Genomic DNA, 16,931 nt, shown 5'->3' with positions numbered 1-16,931 from the left:
AACCGAATCAAAGGTGAAGCCGTGCGGGGCCTATTTGGTAGCCCGTGGAGCCGGCGCTTTCGGTTTTGGTGTGGCAGCGGCAGCGGGCTTCGAAGCAGCTTTGGTGGGCGCGGCTTTCGCCTTGGGTGCGGGTTTGGACTTGGATTTAACAGCCGTTTTGGCTTTAGTTTTCGCTTTCGGCTTGGCTTTGGGCTTCACCGGAGCCGGGAAGTGCTTACCTAACACCGAGCGCCGGGTGGGACGTTCCTCGGCCCGCCAGGCAAAGCCTTTGAGCTTTTCGTCCTCGGGCTTAAGCTCGTGGGGCGGAATAAAGCTGGCGTCGGGGTTGGTCAGAAAGGATATGGTCTGCAGCTTGTTGTCGGCAAAGCGCAGGGCCATGTTGGCACTCACGGCTTTGTTGAGGCCCGTGACGGCCGTATCCCCTTCAAGAGCATAGTAGAGGCTCTCGGCGTTGCCAAGCACGTCCACTTTTTTTATTTTGTTGTCTACGAAGTAGGCTACCATGTTGCGCCCCTTCACCTGGTTGTAGTTCAGAATCGTATCCTGACCCACGATGAAGGAGTTGGCGTACAGGCGCATCTGGTCAATCTTCTTGCGCCGCTGCCGGATTTCCATGCTGTCGGCCGTCAGTTGGTTTTTCTCCGACCACAGCACCGGGCGCTTGTTGAGGTAGATGATAGAGTCGCCCCGGTCGTAAGTCAGGGAGTCGCAGCGGCCCTGCAGGTCCTTGCGGAAGATTTTCACCCGGGGGTAGGCATACAGCACTCCAGCCTCGTTTTTGGGCGGCCGGCCCTCCACGCTTACTAAGGTATCGGCGGCCATATAGAGCGTGTCTTTGTCGGAAATGTTGCGCATCACCGGGCTGCTGCCGTACACTTTAGTGCGGCCCAGGCTCCGCCAGTACTTGCCCACGTCGCCGCGCAGCACGATGTTGTCTTTCTTGGAGGTCATCGAGACGTGGCCGGTGGCTACGCCGTACTGCCGCACCTCGTCGTACACCAGCTTGTCGCCGCCGAGCAGGTAGTTGGGCGTTTCAATCTTGGCGTTGCGCTGGAAGTTGGAAACCTTGGTGCGCGTGTTGTAAGTACCGTTTTCGGCGTAGAGGTTGCCCTGCTTGCCGGTAATGCGCGTGGGGCCGAAGAAGTAGGCAATCTTCGACACCGTATTGTACTGCAGCGTATCGGTGTCGATGGTGTTTTCCTTGGTCAGCAGCTTCACGTTGCGCTTGAAGCTGAATACTTTGGAGGTGGTGTTGTAGTAGCCGTACTGGCTGTCGAGCGTGTTTTCGGGGTCGACGAGGTGGCCGCCGGTACTGTAGTAGGCCAGGTTTTTTTCCAGGTCGTAGTCGAGTACGGTCGTCGTAAGCGTCATGCGCGGGTCGCGCATCACCACGTTGCCGGTCATGCGGGCCTTGCGGGTGTCGCCGTCGTAGGTGGCGTGGTCACCGGTAATGGTAATCGTGTCGTTCTGAATGATGCGCACGTTGCTGAAGGCTTCCAGCGCGTTTTTCTCCAGATACTGGTAGGCCGAGTCGCAGAAGAGCAAGGTGGTGCCCTGCTTAAAACTGACGTTGCCAATCAGCTTGCGGATTTCGACGCCGTTGAAAGTACCGCCCACCAGCCGCTGGGTGCCGGGCAGCAGCTCGATTCGCTGGCCTTTGGGTGGTGCGGCGGGCGGGGCGGCCGGCTTGGGGCGCTGCTGGGCCTGACTGAGCACGGGCAGGCCAGCGAGAAGAAACAGAAAAAGAAACTTTATAAAACGCATTTCGGGGCAAAGGTACGGAAGGCCCGCTGGTAACGCCCATCTTTGCAGGCTAGTGCCCACTGTTGCCTTCCTGAATCAGTTTTTCTATGCTTGAGCGTGTCCGTCAGTTTATTACAGAACAGGAGCTTTTCCTTCCCGCCACCGACTATATCCTGGTAGCCGTCAGTGGCGGCATGGACTCAGTGGTGCTGGCCGACGTGCTGCACCGCCTGGAGGTGAAGTTTGCCATTGCCCACTGCCACTTCGGGCTGCGCGGCGAAGAAGCCGATGCCGACGAGGAATTTGTGCGCAAGCTGGCTAAAAAGTACGACGTGCCCTACTTCGCCGAGTTCTTCCAGACCAAGGAGTTTGCGGCCCAGGAAGGAATTTCGACCCAGATGGCGGCCCGCACCCTGCGCTACGCCTGGTTTGAGCGGATCCGCCAGACCCAGCAGCTCGACTACATTGCCACGGCCCACCACCAGCGCGACGCGGCCGAAACCATGCTGCTCAACCTCACCCACGGCACCGGCCTGGCCGGCTTGCACGGCATCAAGGCCAAAAACGGCCGCATCATCCGGCCTTTGCTGGGCATGGGCAAGGAGGATTTGTACGACTACCTGGTGGAAAACCGCCTGGTGTGGCGCGAGGACGCCTCCAACGACAGCACGCTCTACCAGCGCAACCGCCTGCGCCACGACGTACTGCCCGTGCTGCGCGACATCAACCCCAACCTCGACCAGACTCTGCAAATCACGGCCGAGCGGGTGGGTGGCGCTGAGGAAATCCTGCGCCGCTACGTGGAAGTTACCCAGACGGAGGCCCGCCGCGACGAGGCCGCAGTGGTTTACCTCAACATCCCAACGCTGCAGCGGACGGCCGCTACCACCCTGGTGCTGCACGAGCTGCTCAAGCCTTTCGGTTTCTCTTACTTGGTCGTGAAAGACATTGTGGCGGCCTTCAAGGGCGAGTCGGGCCGGCGGTTCGAGTCGCCGACGCATACGCTGGTCAAGGACCGGGAACAGTTGGTGATTAAGCCCCGCAGCCTAACCAAATTCGGCACCTACCAGCTGCAGGCCGGTCAAACCGAGCTCAAAGCCGAGGGCCTCAACCTGCGGGCTGAGCTGACGGAAGGCGCGGGTCAGGAAATTCCGCGCAGCAAACAGGTGGCGGCCCTGGACGCCGACAAGCTCAGCTTCCCGCTCACGGTGCGGCGCTGGCAGGAAGGCGACTGGTTTATGCCCATCGGCATGAAGGGTAAAAAGAAGCTTAGCGACTTTCTGATTGACCAGAAAGTGCCGCTTAACCTCAAGGACGACGTGCGCGTGCTCGTTACGGCCGACCAGAAGATTGCCTGGGTTATCGGCTACCGGCCCGACGAGCGGTTTAAACTCACCGAAGAAACCCAGCGCGTGCTCACGGTGCGGCGTATGTAGTGCAACCTGCTAGCTGGCCCTAAGCTCCTACCTGTTATGAAACTATACCTACTAGCCCTGAGCGTGGCCCTGAGTGGCTGCATTGTGGAAGACCCATGCGAAGACAAACCTGACGCTGTCGGCCTGAGGCCCCGCTTGCGGCTTTTATCAGCCAGCAGCACCAGCCTCTTTTTTCGCGGCACCGGCTATTTCCGAGATTCGGTGCGGCTACTAGATGAGCAAGGGCGACGCGTAGACCTTCCGGTTGATCAATACGACGAACCAAGCGATATTCCTTTCGCACTGCATGGGCAGGGCAAAGAGCCAGTGTTGTATACCCTTCTTACGCGCCAGTATATTGTGTATTTAAAGAAAACGGACCAGGATACCCTCCGGGTAGAATACCAGTTTTCTAAGGATGACTGCGGCACTCGGAACCTGGATGCGATGTGGGTCTTTTACAACAATAAAAAGGTCTTTGACGGATTTTTATATCAGACGGACATAGTCGTTAAAAAGCCCTGAGCAGGACCGAAAATGCCTTCCGGTATCGTTCCCGTAACTTGTTCTAGGCCGCTACGGCTTTTCGCTTACTTTTACGACTGCGAATAAAATTCTCACACCAACCCTTACCCAATGAAAGTTACCGTAGTTGGGGCTGGCAATGTAGGCGCTACTTGCGCCGACGTTTTGGCCACCCGCGAAATCGCCAACGAAGTAGTTCTGGTTGACATTAAAGAAGGCTTCGCCGAAGGCAAAGCCTTGGATATCTGGCAGAAGGCTCCGGTTATCGGTTACGACACCCGCACGGTTGGCGTTACCAACGATTACAGCCGCACGGCTGATTCGGAAGTAGTGGTAATTACCTCGGGCCTGCCCCGCAAGCCCGGCATGAGCCGCGACGACCTGATTTCGACCAACGCCGGCATCGTGAAATCGGTAACCGAGCAGGTAGTGAAATACTCGCCCAACGCCATCATCATCGTCGTTTCGAACCCTTTGGACGTGATGACCTACCAGGCTCACCTCACCTCGGGTCTGCCCCGCGAGAAGGTGTTCGGCATGGCTGGCATCCTGGACACGGCCCGCTACCGCGCTTTCCTAGCCGAGGCTCTCAATGTAAGCCCCAAAGACATTCAGGCCGTGCTGATGGGTGGCCACGGCGACACCATGGTGCCCCTGCCCCGCTACACGACCGTGGGTGGTATTCCCGTAACAGAGCTCATCGGCAAAGCTGAGCTGGACGCCATCGTGCAGCGTACCGCCGTGGGTGGTGGCGAATTGGTAAAGCTCATGGGTACGTCGGCTTGGTATGCTCCCGGTGCGGCGGCTGCTCAGATGGTAGAAGCCATCGTGCGCGACCAGCGCCGCGTTTTCCCCGTGTGCATCGAGCTGCAGGGCGAGTACGGCATTAATGGCGTGTACCTGGGCGCTCCGGTTATCCTGGGTAAAAACGGTATCGAGAAGGTAATTGAGCTCCAGCTCAACGACGAAGAAAAGCAGCTGCTCGAAACCTCGCGCGGCCACGTGAAAGAAGTAATGGATGCGCTGGACAACATGAGCAAGGCTAACGCCTAATTCCTCTAGCGTTTCGATAGAAAAGGTCCGTGCTGCAGCTGCAGCACGGACCTTTTGTTTGCAATTACCTTAAGAACAGCGTGTTTGTAGCTTTAAAATGGCGTTTTTCCGTACTTTGCGGCCTAAATCCATTTAATGCACTTTTACCTTATTGACACCAACCAGGAGGTTACCCAGGCCTGGCAACGCGTATTTGCCGACGTTGAGAACGTAACTATTCAGCACGGCTCCATTTTCGATTTTCCGTGCGACGCCATTGTCAGTCCGGCCAACAGCTTCGGCTTTATGAACGGCGGCATCGATTTTTCCATCTCCAAGCATTTGGGCTGGCACATCGAAAAGGAGTTGCAGCACCTTATCCGGGAACAGTACTACGGTGAGCTGCTGGTAGGGCAGGCGGCCCTGGTACCCACGGGCAGCGCCCTTTTTCCCTACCTTATTTCGGCGCCCACCATGCGCACGCCCATGACCATCACGCGGGGGCCCAATGTGTACCAGGCCATGAAGGGCTTGCTGCTGTTGCTGGAACATGGCACAATGCCCAGCGGTGAGCCGGTCAAATCCAAGATTACCACGGTGGCTATTCCGGGCCTGGGCACAGGCGTGGGTCAGGTGCGGCCCCTGGTGTGCGCCCGGCAGATGCGGATTGCGTGGGAAGACGTGATGCAGCGCAAGTACGCCACCAAGGCTGGCTGGGAGCAGCTTCGCTCCAACTACGCCTATTTCTACACCCACGACGAAAAGGATATTACTTACGATATTGGCTGACCCTCTCCGTCAGCCTTTGTAACCATCCTGGCTATGACTGCCGCCCGTCTTTCCCAAGCTCTTCTTACCCTCGCCGACCCTGCGCGGGCCGCATTGCTGCAGCGGTTTTTCAAGACCGGGCCGGGTGATTATGGCGAAGGGGACCAGTTCTTGGGCCTGACGCTGCCCCAGCAACGGACAGTAGCCCGGGAATTTCGGCAGCTGCCGTTGGCTGAGACGGAGCAGCTGCTGGCCAGCCCCTGGCACGAGGTGCGCCAAACAGCGCTTGTTATCTGGACGCTGCAATTTCAAAAAGCGGGACCCGCGGGCCGGCAAGCCATTCACGAAGCTTACCTGCGCCACCGCCGCCGCGTCAACAACTGGAACCTGGTGGATATTACCTGCCCGCTGCTGGTGGGCACCTACCTGCTCGATAAGGACCGGACATTACTGTATGAGCTAGCGGCCGAAGACCACCTCTGGAGCCAGCGCATGAGCATCGTTTCGACGCTGGCTTTCATTCGTCAGGGGCAGTTTCAGGATACCTTTGGTGTGGCCGAGCAGCTCCTCTCCCACCGCCACGACCTGATTCACAAAGCTACTGGCTGGATGCTGCGGGAAGTGGGCAAGCGCAATGAGGATGCCCTGGAAGAGTTTCTGGCCGACTATTCCCGGCGTATGCCCGCACCATGCTGCGCTACGCCATTGAAAAGCTGGCCCCCAGTCGGCGACAGTTTTTCTTAAAAGCATGATTCTTGGGCAGTTGCTTTCACCCCTGCTTGGGGCTCAGGCTACTACCAGGTGACGGAGGTTTTGGGTACCATTACTTCTTCCAACGACTTGATAAGCGCTTTGGCCTGCTCATCGAGGTAAGCAGCTCGGTCGTCAGCGTAGTTTGGAGGCATAGTACCCAGGAATTCCACTGCCAGCGTATAGGGTCCCTGAATTACATCACCCAAAACATTCATGGTACTATAAGTCCACTGGATGTGGTCAATCTGGTACTTGTATTTGCCGTCTTTCACCGCCACGGTGCACGCGTAGGCGTAGCTGTTGGGGTCCTTAAAAATGCCGACGGGTGGCTGCCGTAGCAGCCCGTGGGCTATCAGGATACCTTCTTCCTTGTTGCGGGTGCGGCTGGTATCTGGGCTGCCGGTTATGTTTTGATTTATCCATTGCTTGGCCCGCGCATATAGCACTTCCTGGCTGGTACCAGTGGCAGGTATTATAGCTGTGTACACTACTTTATTATCAACCTGGGGCAAGCGGGCGTATCCGTAGGGCTTTTTTTGTGCGCTAACCGCACTGCTGATACCCACAAGTAGCAGCGTTGTATAGAGTGACTTCATGGCTGCTAGATACATCAAAGCGGCTTTCCGTAATGCATCTGCATAAAAAAACCTGTCGAGCTTACCCCAACAGGTTTTTTTATGCACAAGACGGCAAGACTACTTCTGGCTGGCCTTAAACAGCTTCTGCTTCTCGTCTTTCGACAGGCTCTCGTAGCCGGAACGGGAAATCTTGTCCAGAATCAGGTCGATTTCGTCCTGCTCGGGGCGAGCTAGGCCGCCTTTCTTGGGCGCTGGAGCCTCAGCCGGACGGCTGCGGTGCGTCACGCTCATGCGCGGTCGGCCCGAAACCAGGTTGCCTACAAAGTCGCCGACGGCCTGCACGGGGCGGCCCAGGTCGCGGCCTGCCTGCAGCTGCCGGATAAAGACAAAGCCCAGCAGCGCCCCGCCCAAGTGGGCCAGCATACCGCCCGCGTTGCTTCCATTGATGCCGGCAATAGAAACCAGCACGAGCACGGCGGCAATGTACTTGATGCGCACCGGCCCGATGAGAATCACGTTGAACGTGTAATCGGGCATCAGGGTAGCGGCCGCCACAATGATGGCCGTAACGCTGGCCGAGGCGCCAAACAGAATGGCCGGGCCACTGCGCAGCGCCGGAATAAGATTCAGGGCCAGCAGGTACAGCACGGCCCCGCCGATGGCGCCGAGCACGTAGAGGCTCACCAGGCGCCGGTCGCCGAGGTACTCGCGCACCAGCGCGCCAAACCAGTACAGGTTCAGCAAGTTGAACAGGATGTGAAAGAAATCGAAGTGAATGAAGCTGTAGGTAAGCAGCGTCCAGGGGCGGGTAAGCAGGGTGCCTGGCACGGAAGGCACCGCCAGCCACTCCAGCACCGGCTGGTGGCCATTTTTGTCCTGGGTCAGCAGAAACATCACCGTGCGCAGCAGAATAAAGGCGGCAAACACCAGCACGTTGATCAGCAGCAACTGATTCAACGCATTGTCGCGCCGGCTGAAGGCAGTACGGATATCGTTGACAATACTCATGATGGGCGGAAAAGCTAGTAAAAGCGGGTACGACCCCGCTCCCAGAATTTTAACACAATAAACCCAATCAACAATCCACCCAAGTGGGCAAAGTGCGCCACATTGTCGCCCGGCACCCGGTGAATACCGCTATAGAGCTCAATCAGTGCATAAATGCTGACCAGATACTTGGCCTTGATGGGAAATGGAAAGCCCACTACTGTATTCGGAAACAGGTAAGCAAAGGCAAACAAAACGCCGAACAAGGCCCCGGAAGCACCAAGCATGGGTGACCGGAGGCTGGCCGTAAGCGTGGCCTGCATTGTCTCCAACTGACTCTGAATCAAGCGCTGATCATCGGGAGTTGCGTGCAGCTGCCGAATCACGGCCGAGTAGGCCTGCCGATACTGCGGAAGATTATGCTCGACAAAATCCTGGAGATTGATGTCTGAAGGGTCTTTTTGAAACACTTCGATATCGTTCCGCAGCCGGGTCACTTCATAATAGCGGACTCCCGAATACAGCATTCCGGCCCCGATTCCACAAATCACCCAGAAAGTTAGAAACCGGTTTCCTCCCCAGCGCTCCTCCAGCATGGGACCGAAAACCAGCAACCCTAACATATTAGACATCAGGTGCCCTACCCCGGCGTGCATAAACACATGCGTCACAAATTGCCAGGGCTGAAACTGCGGGGAACCGATGGGGTACAGGGCCAGCATGTTCACCGCCGGTATCTGAGTCTGCAGAATAAGGACGCCGATATTGAGAAAGAGCAGTAACCGAACTGTCGGAGTGAAATTGAACATGCCGGGAGTTTCAGGGCCAAATCAGGGTTTACGGAAAAGGTCCTGTAGCTGGTTTACCTCCATGAGCACCAAGGTCCGCCGACCATCGGGGGTGTAGCTGGGCACGGCGCAGGCAAAAAGCCGGTCGACCAGGGCCGTCATTTCCACATCAGACAGCCGGGCATTGTCGCTGCTGGTGGCCAGGCGGCGCGCCAATGCCCGCACCAGCTGCTCGCGTCGGTCGAGGCGCACGGGGCCGGCGTGGTTGCGGAACTGCTCGATGAGTCCTTCCAGCAACTCCCGCTCGTCGCGGTTAGCCACATCGGCCGGAATGCCTTCCACGGCTATGGTATTGGGCCCAAACTCCTGGAAGCGGAAACCCAGATCGTGCAGCGCGTCGGTTACCTCGCGCAGGATGGCAAAATCCTGGGGCGTGAAGGTGACCGTGCGCGGAAACAGCAGGGTCTGGGAGCTGCCACTCTGCCGCTCCAGGGCCTGGGCGTACTGCTCGTAGAGAATCCGCTCCCGAGCCGCTACCTGGTCAATGAGCATCATGCCCGACTTCACCGGCACCACTAGGTACTGCTGATTGATCTGAACCACGCGGTTGCCGGGCCCGGCAGTTTGCTCGGGCAAAGGCAGCTCGGGCGCGGCTTCTTTGGCCGGCGTCGGGTTCGAAATCACCAGTGGATTCGTGGCTTTTTCAAATTTTTCCACGGCCGCCGGCGTGTCGGTTTCCGGCAAGTCAGGCACAATGGTTTGCCCTAGCGACTTGTAGAAAGCCTCCAGCTCACGCTTGGCCTGGTCGGTGGGGCGCTGGGGCAATGCTCGTTCACTGCCGCCGCCTTTGCTGCCTTCCTTAGGTGCTGGAGCTGCCGCCCGGGCCGCGGCTGAAGCCAAGGCATCGGGGCGGTAGTCGTCGCCAAACGGGTTGGCGTTGGGCGAAGCCCGCAGTGGCTGAATCGGCGCGAAGTTCACGTCGCCCTCAAAGTCCAGCGACGGAGCCATGTTGTGAATGCCCAAGGACTGCTTGACGGCAGCCCGCACAATGGCGTACACCGTTTTCTCGTCCTCAAACTTGATTTCCGTCTTCGTGGGGTGCACGTTGATGTCAATAGCCTTGGGGTCGAGCTCCAGAAACAGCACGTAGAACGGGTGGGTGTCCTTGGGCAAGAGGCCTTCGTAAGCGGCCAGCACGGCGTGGTTGAGGTAGGCCGAGCGGATGAAGCGGTTGTTGACGAAGAAAAACTGGTCGCCGCGGCTTTTCTTGGCCGACTCGGGCTTACCGATGTAGCCTTTCACCGAAATAAAAGGCGTGACTTCCTCGCAGTGGGCCAGCTGCTCCTTATAGCCATTACCCAGCAGGGCCACAATGCGCTGGCTGAGCTTGCCAGCGGGCAGGTTGAAGACCTCCAGGTCGTTCTGGTAAAGCGAAAAGGAAATCTGCGGGTTCGACAGGGCCACGTGCTGAAACTCGTCCAGGATATGGCGCATTTCCACCGCGTTGGTCTTCAAAAAGTTGCGCCGGGCCGGTACGTTGTAGAACAAGTTCTTAACGCTGATGCTGGTGCCATCGGGGCAGGCCACGGGCTGCTGGCTCATCACCTGGGAGCCTTCAATGAGCAAGAGCGTGCCCGTGTCCTGGTCGCGCTGCTTGGTGCGCAACTCCACCTGGGCCACGGCCGCAATGGAGGCCAGGGCCTCGCCGCGGAAGCCCAGGGTGCGGATTTTAAATAAATCTTCGGTGGTACGAATCTTACTGGTGGCGTGCCGCTCCAGGCTCATGCGCGCATCGGTGGGCGACATGCCCGCGCCGTTGTCGACGACCTGCACGAGCTGCTTGCCGGCTTCTTTCACAATAAGCTGCACCTGCGTAGCCTTGGCGTCGACGGCGTTTTCGAGTAGCTCTTTCACTACCGACGCCGGACGCTGGACCACCTCCCCTGCCGCAATCTGGTTGGCAAGGTATTCGGGGAGCAACTGAATTACATCCGCCATCGACCGGGAACTGAAGGTGATACTGAACTGGTTAGCTACGCTTATTACGGAGCTTGCGGGTCAGAAAACGTCCGACCTCGGGAATTTCTCCGTAAGTTTGCGGCCAACTTTTGTGTGCGCCACGCCATACGGTTCTCCGTATTGGCGCGTTGAAAGAAAGGAAAACAGGGAGCTGAAAGGCTGCTTGAGCGGCCAAATCCCTGGCACGATTTTCCTTTCGGAAGAACACAAAAGTAGGGCTATTTCCGCTCAGATTCAACTTTACGACGATACCACGGGAGTCAATGCTCAAGGAATTTCGGATTAGTCTCTTACTGGTACTTCTGGCCGTTACGGGTCTAATCATCTCGGCTTCTGTTCCCAAGGACAAGGACGTGCGGCCCATGTCGGCGGCCGAGCAAACCTGGGTCGACAGCGTGTTTGCTACCCTCACTCCCGACCAGCGCCTGGGGCAGCTGTTTATGGTAGCGGCTTATTCCAACAAGGATAAAAAGCACGTAGCCCGCATCGACGAACTGGTAAAAACATATGGCATCGGTGGGCTGATGTTCCTGCAGGGCGGCCCCGCCGGCAGGCCATCCTGACCAACCGCTACCAGGCCGAGGCCAAAGTGCCGCTGCTGGTGGCCATGGACGCCGAGTGGGGCCTGGATATGCGCCTGGACTCCAGCATGCACTTTGCCAAGCAGATGACGCTGGGCGCTATGGACGACGACCAGTACGTGTACCAGATGGGCCGCGAAATTGCCCTCAAGCTCAAGACCCTGGGCGTACACGTGAGCTTTTCGCCGGTTATCGACGTTAACTCCAACCCCGAAAATCCGGTTATCGGGAACCGCTCTTTTGGGGAAAACAAGGAGCAGGTAGCCAAGCGCGGCGTTTCCTACATCCGCGGCCTGCAGGACCATGGCGTTATGGCCGTGGTAAAGCACTTTCCCGGCCACGGCGACACCGACGTGGACTCTCACGTAGCCCTGCCGGTTATTAACTCCGACCTGGCCCGCCTGACCAACGTGGACCTGTATCCGTTTCAGCAGGCGTTTCAGTCGGGGGTGATGGGCGTAATGGTGGGCCACCTCTACATGCCCCTGTTCGACACGGTGCAGTCGGTGTCGGCCACTATTTCCCACAACCTGGTGACGGGTATGCTGAAGGAGAAAATGGGCTACAAAGGCCTGGTTTTCACCGATGCGCTCAACATGAAGAGCGTGGCTGACCTCTACAAGCCCGGGGAGCTGGACGCCCTGGCCCTACTGGCCGGCAACGACGTGCTCTTGTTCTCGGAAGATGTGCCCGTGGCTCTGCAGCGCATTCGCGAAGCCGTGGCCGCCGGCAAAATCAGCCAGGAGGAAATTGACCTGCGGGTCCGCAAGATCCTGCGGGGCAAGTATTGGGCGGGCCTGAACCACTACCAGCCGGTGGATATTCCCAATCTGATAACCAACCTAAACCGGCCGCTGAGCCGCACGGTGCAGCAGCAGATTTATGAGCACGCCGTCACGGTGGTGAAAAACGAAGACGACCTGCTGCCCTTCCACCGCCTCGACACGCTGCGCATTGCCACGGTCACGATTGGGGCAGGTACGGGCAGCACCTTCGGCACTATCATGGGCAAGTACCAGAACGGCCCGATTTACTCAGTGCCCAACCGGTACGCCGTCGACTCAACCTTTGCCCGCCTCAAAACCCGCCTGACACCCTATAATGTGGTGGTAGTGAGTTTGCACGGTATGAACAACACGCCGGCCCACAACTACGGCATTGGCGAAGGGGCCCTCAAGTTCATGAAAGAACTGCAGGCCGACCCCAAGCTCAAAACTGTCGTGGTAGTGATGGGCAACGCCTACGCGCTGAAATACGTGGAAGAAACCCGCAACTTGGTGTGCGGCTACGAAGACAATTACCCTCGCAGCTGGTGGTGCCGCAGGTACTCTTTGGGGCATTGCCCGCCAAGGGACGCCTGCCCGTTACGGTGTCGCCGACGCTAAAGGCCGGTCTGGGCCTGCCCACTCCCGACTTCCGCCGCCTGCGCTACGCCACGCCCGAAAGCGAAGGGCTGGATTCGCGCATCCTGAGCCAGATAGATAATATTGCTCTGGAGTCGGTGGCCTATGCGGCGGCTCCCGGCTGCCAGGTGCTGGTGGCCAAGGACGGAGCCGTGGTGTTCGACAAAAGCTACGGCTACTGCACCTACGACAAGAGCCAGCCGGTGGAAAGCAGCACGCTCTACGACCTGGCTTCGGTAACGAAAGTAGCCGGCACCCTGCAGGCCGTGATGTACCTCAAGGATCAGGGCAAGCTCAACCTCGACGCTAAAGTTTCTGAGTATCTGCCCGAGCTTAAGGGTTCGAACAAGAAGGACATGACCGTGCGCGACGTGCTCCTGCACCAGGCGGGCCTGAAGCCCGGCATCCCGACCTGGGAGCGGACTGTGGGCAAAAACGGTTTGAAGCCAACTTTCTACGCCAGCACCCGCTCCGAGGAGTTTCCGAATGAAGTAGCGCCGGGCACGTTTAGCACCAAGGCTGTGGATGATTCCGTCTGGACCTGGATTGTGCGCAGCAGCATGCTGCCCAAAGTGAAAGGCAAGTACCCAATCGAGTACAGTGACCTGAGCTTTATGGTCCTCAAGCGTCTGAGCGAAAAGGTAATCGGCGGGCCGATTGACGAATTCCTTGCTAAAACGTTCTACAAGCCACTGGGCCTGGCGTCCATGACCTACAACCCGCTGGAGCGTTTTCCCAAGTCCTGCATTGCGCCCACCGAAAACGACACCTACTTCCGCAAAACCCAGCTCCAGGGCACGGTGCACGACCAGGCCGCGGCCCTACTGGGCGGCGTTGCCGGACATGCGGGATTGTTTGCCAACGCCAACGACCTAGCCATTCTGATGCAGATGGACTTGCAGAACGGCCGCTACGGCGGGCAGCGCTACTTCCAGACGCCGGTAGTAACTGAATTCTCCCGGCCCCAGGTAGCGGGCAACAAGCGCGGCCTGGGTTGGGACCACGGCAACCCCGAGAAGCCCGAGGGACCCACGTCCAACCTGTCGCCGGCCAGCACCTTTGGCCACACCGGCTTCACGGGCACCTGCGTGTGGATGGACCCCGAAAACAAAATCCTCTACATCTTTCTTTCCAATCGGGTGTACCCCGACGGCGGCAACAACAAATTGCGCCAGTATAACATCCGCACGCGCATCCACGACGTTATTTACAAGTCTTTGCAGAAGACATGATCTGTTGCCTGACATTTCTGTTTCTTTGACTCCGCAATCGGCGGTGAGGCGCTCCTCTGGGCGACTTGCCGCCGATTTTGTTTTTCAGCCCTCCCCTTCCTCTCTCCATGAATATCGGCATTGTTTGTTACCCTACGTTTGGCGGCTCCGGCGTTGTAGCCACCGAGTTGGGCAAAGCTCTGGCGCTGAAAGGCCACCGCGTGCACTTCATAACCTATAGCCAGCCCGTCCGGCTCGACTTCTTCAACGAGAACCTGTTTTACCACGAGGTTTACATTCCGCCGTATCCACTGTTCCAGTTTCCGCCCTACGAGCTGGCCCTGGCCTCGAAGATGGTGGACATCGTGCAGAATGAGAAGCTCGACGTGCTGCACGTGCACTACGCCATTCCGCACGCCTCAGCAGCTTTCATGGCCAAGCAGATTCTGCGCACCAAGGGCATCACCGTGCCGGTCATTACCACGTTGCACGGCACCGATATTACGCTCGTGGGCAAGGATGCCAGCTACGAGCCGGTCGTGACCTTCAGCATCAACCAATCGGACGGGGTCACGGCCGTGTCGGCCGACTTGCGCAAGGAAACCTACGAGTACTTTGCCATTGAGAAGGACATTGAGGTCATTCCCAACTTCATCAACCTGGAGCGGTTCAAGAAGCAGAACAAGGGGCACTTCAAGGCTGCCATTGCGCCCAACGGCGAAAAGCTGCTAGTGCATACTTCCAACTTCCGCTCGGTAAAGCGCGTCGATGATGTGGTGAACATCTTCGCCGGCGTGCGCCGGCAGATTCCGGCCAAGCTACTGCTCGTGGGCGACGGACCCGACCGGCCCCGCATCGAGAAGCTGTGCCGGGAAATCGGCTTCTGCGACGATATTCGCTTCCTGGGCAAGCTCGAAGCCGTAGAGGAAGTGCTCAGCATCGCCGACCTGTTCTTAATGCCCTCCGAGAAAGAAAGCTTCGGCTTGGCCGCCCTCGAAGCCATGGCCTGCGAAGTGCCGGTTATCAGCACCAATGCCGGCGGCATTCCTGAGCTCAACGTGCACGGCGTAACAGGCATGCTCAGCGAAATCGGCGACGTGGACGACATGGTCAAAAACTCACTCTACGTGCTCGAAGACGACAACCTACCCCGCTTCAAGGATGCCGCCCGCGCCCGCGCCGAGGAGTTTGCCGTTGAGAACATCGTCCCGCTCTACGAAGCCTGCTACCAGCGCGCCATCGACGCCCAGCTAGCAGCGGTATAAAGCCTAAAATGTGTCATTGCGAGGAACGAAGCAAGCCGTCCTCCACTAGTGACCAAGTATTCTTTTACCAGAAAGCCCTTTCTCGTTGCTACGGGAAAGGGCTTTTCATTTAAAAGAGCTTAGTGCATTTCAGAGGAAGGATTGCTTCGTCGTGCCTCCCCGCAATGACAGGCTAGAACAGGCCCGCAGCTTCGCGCTTCACGGCCAGAAGGGCCTGATTGGTGGGGTCTACTTCGTCGGTGATGAGGGTTTCGAGGACGCGCTTGGCCAGTTCGGTGCCGCGGGCCTGCTGGGGCGTAGCCAACGCGTGGTAGGCCTTATTGATCATCGTCAGGATATTCTCTTTCGACTGCTTGACCTGCTCCCAGGTTTCGGGGCTCATATAGAGCTGCTGACTCAGATTGTGCTCGTACTCGGCCCGGATTTCGGTCATCAGCAGCCGGTGGTACTCGGAAGCCGTCTGGCCCGAGCTGCTCAGGCGCACCAGCAGGTTGTTGGGCGTGATGCGCTCCAGCAGCAGGGTTACCCGCTCATAAGCCTGCAGGCGCAAGGGCAGCGTGGTTTTGGAATTCTCCAGGCGCAGCTCAATCAGGCGGCGCTGCTGCTCTTTTTCCAGGTAGTTCTGAATCAGGTAAAACAGGGAGCCGGCGACAATCAGCGCGGGCAGAATAATTTTGAGCAAATCGAAAATGTACGCGGTGGTGTCCATGCAAAAAGGGAAACGGCTATTTTAGAGAGAACAAGGTCGGGAAATATTCGGTGAACCGGATACCCGGTCTTGCTGTTCTATACGGGTCGGGGCCGATGGCGTATGCACGAGGCTTCGTATCTTTGCGCTTACTCTTCTAACTCAGAACGCACTATGGCAACGGCCGTTTCAACTAAGATTGCTCCCATCACCCTCACGCCGGGGGCATTGGTCGAGGTAAGAAATATCATCGAGGACAAGAAAGTGCCGACCGAATACGGTCTGCGCATCGGCGTGCAGGGTGGTGGCTGCTCGGGCATGAGCTACCTGCTGGGCTTCGATAAAGCCAAGGACAACGACGAAGTCTACGACCTCGACGGCCTGAAGCTCATCATGGATAAAAAGCACGCTATGTACGTGCTGGGCATGGAAGTCGACTTCCAGGACGGCCTCAACGCCCGCGGCTTCGTGTTCAACAACCCCCAGGCCAAGAGCACCTGCGGCTGCGGCTCGTCTTTCTCAGCCTAAGCAGTGATTCTGCCGATTCCGCGCTGATTGAGCCGATTCGGTCTATAGATACAAAAGCCCCGGCCTGCTGGCCGGGGCTTTTTGAGTTTTGGCAGTGTTTTGCTGGGCAACCCTGCCGGAAAATCAGCCTTTCAGTTGGCCTTTTACCCAGTCAGACAGGGTACCTTTCTCCTGCAGCGGGACCAATGTTTCAAGCTGCTTATTGCGCTTGAAGCCGCCGGCCTGGTAGCCCTTCAGCACAGTTTTGAGGCCCTCGGTATTCAGCACTACCGCATCTTTTTCATCGGGGTGCTGCAGTTGGTAGCGAGACCAGCCCGCCATGAAAAGCATTAGCATGTCGGGCTCTTTGCCCACGAGCTTCCCCACGTAATCCTGCAGCTGTACCGACACGGCCGGTGTACCCGTCATCCACTGCAGCAGAAACCTGTTGGCGGCCTGCCGCTGAGCAGCTTCTTTGCCTTGCGGAGTTACTTCCAGCCATTTCACGGTTTCGATTACCTGGTTGTCGTAGCGGGCATAGTCGGCGGGGGCCTGAAAGCTGTAGTCTGTCGGCACCGAGTAGGTTTGGGCCAGGGCGGCTCCACTACACGTCAATAGCCCAAGAGCCAGCAATAGGATATGCTTTTTCATCAAAAACAAAAATGATA

General features: G+C 57.9%; 17 protein-coding genes. 10 read left to right on the top strand and 7 right to left on the bottom strand.

The annotated features are described in order from the left end of the window. Nucleotides 1-30: 30 nt before the first annotated feature. Nucleotides 31-1,764 carry an OstA-like protein gene (locus MUN79_RS11690; RefSeq protein WP_244677815.1) on the bottom strand — a complete coding sequence of 578 codons (1,734 nt, stop codon included), beginning with the start codon at nucleotides 1,762-1,764 and terminating at the stop codon, nucleotides 31-33. Between the two features lie 86 nt (nucleotides 1,765-1,850). Here MUN79_RS11690 and tilS point away from each other — a divergent pair, with 86 nt between their 5' ends. The 5 genes from tilS (at nucleotide 1,851) to MUN79_RS11665 (ending at nucleotide 6,227) form a co-directional block, all read left to right on the top strand. Further along, nucleotides 1,851-3,179 (top strand): tRNA lysidine(34) synthetase TilS, encoded by a 1,329-nt coding sequence (gene tilS / locus MUN79_RS11685; RefSeq protein WP_244677814.1) that lies wholly within the window; start codon nucleotides 1,851-1,853, stop codon nucleotides 3,177-3,179. Between the two features lie 36 nt (nucleotides 3,180-3,215). After that, on the top strand, nucleotides 3,216-3,683 hold the full coding sequence (locus tag MUN79_RS11680) for a hypothetical protein (RefSeq protein WP_244677813.1): 468 nt from the start codon (nucleotides 3,216-3,218) through the stop codon (nucleotides 3,681-3,683). A 111-nt stretch (nucleotides 3,684-3,794) separates the two neighbouring features. Beyond that, nucleotides 3,795-4,736 (top strand): malate dehydrogenase, encoded by a 942-nt coding sequence (gene mdh, locus MUN79_RS11675; protein WP_244677812.1) that lies wholly within the window; start codon nucleotides 3,795-3,797, stop codon nucleotides 4,734-4,736. A gap of 135 nt (nucleotides 4,737-4,871) precedes the next feature. Further along, the gene (locus MUN79_RS11670) at nucleotides 4,872-5,504 is read left to right on the top strand and encodes a macro domain-containing protein (protein ID WP_244677811.1); all 633 of its coding nucleotides are present in this window, start codon (nucleotides 4,872-4,874) and stop codon (nucleotides 5,502-5,504) included. A 33-nt stretch (nucleotides 5,505-5,537) separates the two neighbouring features. Then, nucleotides 5,538-6,227, top strand: a complete 690-nt coding sequence (locus tag MUN79_RS11665; RefSeq protein ID WP_311136721.1) for a DNA alkylation repair protein — start codon at nucleotides 5,538-5,540, stop codon at nucleotides 6,225-6,227. A 50-nt stretch (nucleotides 6,228-6,277) separates the two neighbouring features. Here MUN79_RS11665 and MUN79_RS11660 read toward each other — a convergent pair whose 3' ends face one another. The 4 genes from MUN79_RS11660 to mutL form a co-directional block, all read right to left on the bottom strand. Next, nucleotides 6,278-6,832, bottom strand: coding sequence for a DUF4468 domain-containing protein (locus tag MUN79_RS11660; protein ID WP_244677810.1), 555 nt, complete (start codon nucleotides 6,830-6,832; stop codon nucleotides 6,278-6,280). A gap of 99 nt (nucleotides 6,833-6,931) precedes the next feature. Beyond that, nucleotides 6,932-7,822: a rhomboid family protein gene (locus MUN79_RS11655; RefSeq protein ID WP_244677809.1), complete on the bottom strand. Its 891-nt coding sequence runs from the start codon at nucleotides 7,820-7,822 to the stop codon at nucleotides 6,932-6,934. A 14-nt stretch (nucleotides 7,823-7,836) separates the two neighbouring features. Continuing rightward, on the bottom strand, nucleotides 7,837-8,610 hold the full coding sequence (locus tag MUN79_RS11650; RefSeq protein WP_244677808.1) for a rhomboid family intramembrane serine protease: 774 nt from the start codon (nucleotides 8,608-8,610) through the stop codon (nucleotides 7,837-7,839). 21 nt (nucleotides 8,611-8,631) lie between these two features. Continuing rightward, on the bottom strand, nucleotides 8,632-10,587 hold the full coding sequence (gene mutL / locus MUN79_RS11645) for a DNA mismatch repair endonuclease MutL (protein ID WP_244677807.1): 1,956 nt from the start codon (nucleotides 10,585-10,587) through the stop codon (nucleotides 8,632-8,634). 284 nt (nucleotides 10,588-10,871) lie between these two features. On the opposite strand from mutL, the gene MUN79_RS11640 reads away from it, so the two are divergent. The 4 genes from MUN79_RS11640 (at nucleotide 10,872) to bshA (ending at nucleotide 15,068) form a co-directional block, all read left to right on the top strand. Beyond that, nucleotides 10,872-11,171: a hypothetical protein gene (locus MUN79_RS11640; RefSeq protein ID WP_244677806.1), complete on the top strand. Its 300-nt coding sequence runs from the start codon at nucleotides 10,872-10,874 to the stop codon at nucleotides 11,169-11,171. A gap of 26 nt (nucleotides 11,172-11,197) precedes the next feature. Next, complete coding sequence (locus MUN79_RS11635) at nucleotides 11,198-12,574, top strand: glycoside hydrolase family 3 protein (RefSeq protein WP_244677805.1); 1,377 nt, start codon at nucleotides 11,198-11,200, stop codon at nucleotides 12,572-12,574. Next, nucleotides 12,502-13,824: a serine hydrolase domain-containing protein gene (locus MUN79_RS11630; protein WP_244677804.1), complete on the top strand. Its 1,323-nt coding sequence runs from the start codon at nucleotides 12,502-12,504 to the stop codon at nucleotides 13,822-13,824. The genes MUN79_RS11635 and MUN79_RS11630 overlap by 73 nt, the downstream gene beginning before the upstream one ends. A gap of 107 nt (nucleotides 13,825-13,931) precedes the next feature. Beyond that, the gene (gene bshA, locus MUN79_RS11625; protein WP_244677803.1) at nucleotides 13,932-15,068 is read left to right on the top strand and encodes an N-acetyl-alpha-D-glucosaminyl L-malate synthase BshA; all 1,137 of its coding nucleotides are present in this window, start codon (nucleotides 13,932-13,934) and stop codon (nucleotides 15,066-15,068) included. 172 nt (nucleotides 15,069-15,240) lie between these two features. Here bshA and MUN79_RS11620 read toward each other — a convergent pair whose 3' ends face one another. Beyond that, nucleotides 15,241-15,777 (bottom strand): DUF7935 family protein, encoded by a 537-nt coding sequence (locus MUN79_RS11620; RefSeq protein WP_244677802.1) that lies wholly within the window; start codon nucleotides 15,775-15,777, stop codon nucleotides 15,241-15,243. Nucleotides 15,778-15,930: 153 nt separating this feature from the next. Here MUN79_RS11620 and MUN79_RS11615 point away from each other — a divergent pair, with 153 nt between their 5' ends. After that, nucleotides 15,931-16,284, top strand: a complete 354-nt coding sequence (locus MUN79_RS11615; protein ID WP_244677801.1) for a HesB/IscA family protein — start codon at nucleotides 15,931-15,933, stop codon at nucleotides 16,282-16,284. A 123-nt stretch (nucleotides 16,285-16,407) separates the two neighbouring features. Here MUN79_RS11615 and MUN79_RS11610 read toward each other — a convergent pair whose 3' ends face one another. Next, on the bottom strand, nucleotides 16,408-16,914 hold the full coding sequence (locus MUN79_RS11610; RefSeq protein WP_244677800.1) for a hypothetical protein: 507 nt from the start codon (nucleotides 16,912-16,914) through the stop codon (nucleotides 16,408-16,410). Nucleotides 16,915-16,931: the final 17 nt, after the last annotated feature.

Origin of the sequence: Hymenobacter cellulosilyticus, assembly GCF_022919215.1 — a bacterium.
GTDB classification, from domain to species: Bacteria; Bacteroidota; Bacteroidia; order Cytophagales; family Hymenobacteraceae; genus Hymenobacter; species Hymenobacter cellulosilyticus.
Note: the sequence above shows the minus strand (reverse complement) of the source record. Positions and strands in the feature narration are given on the sequence as shown.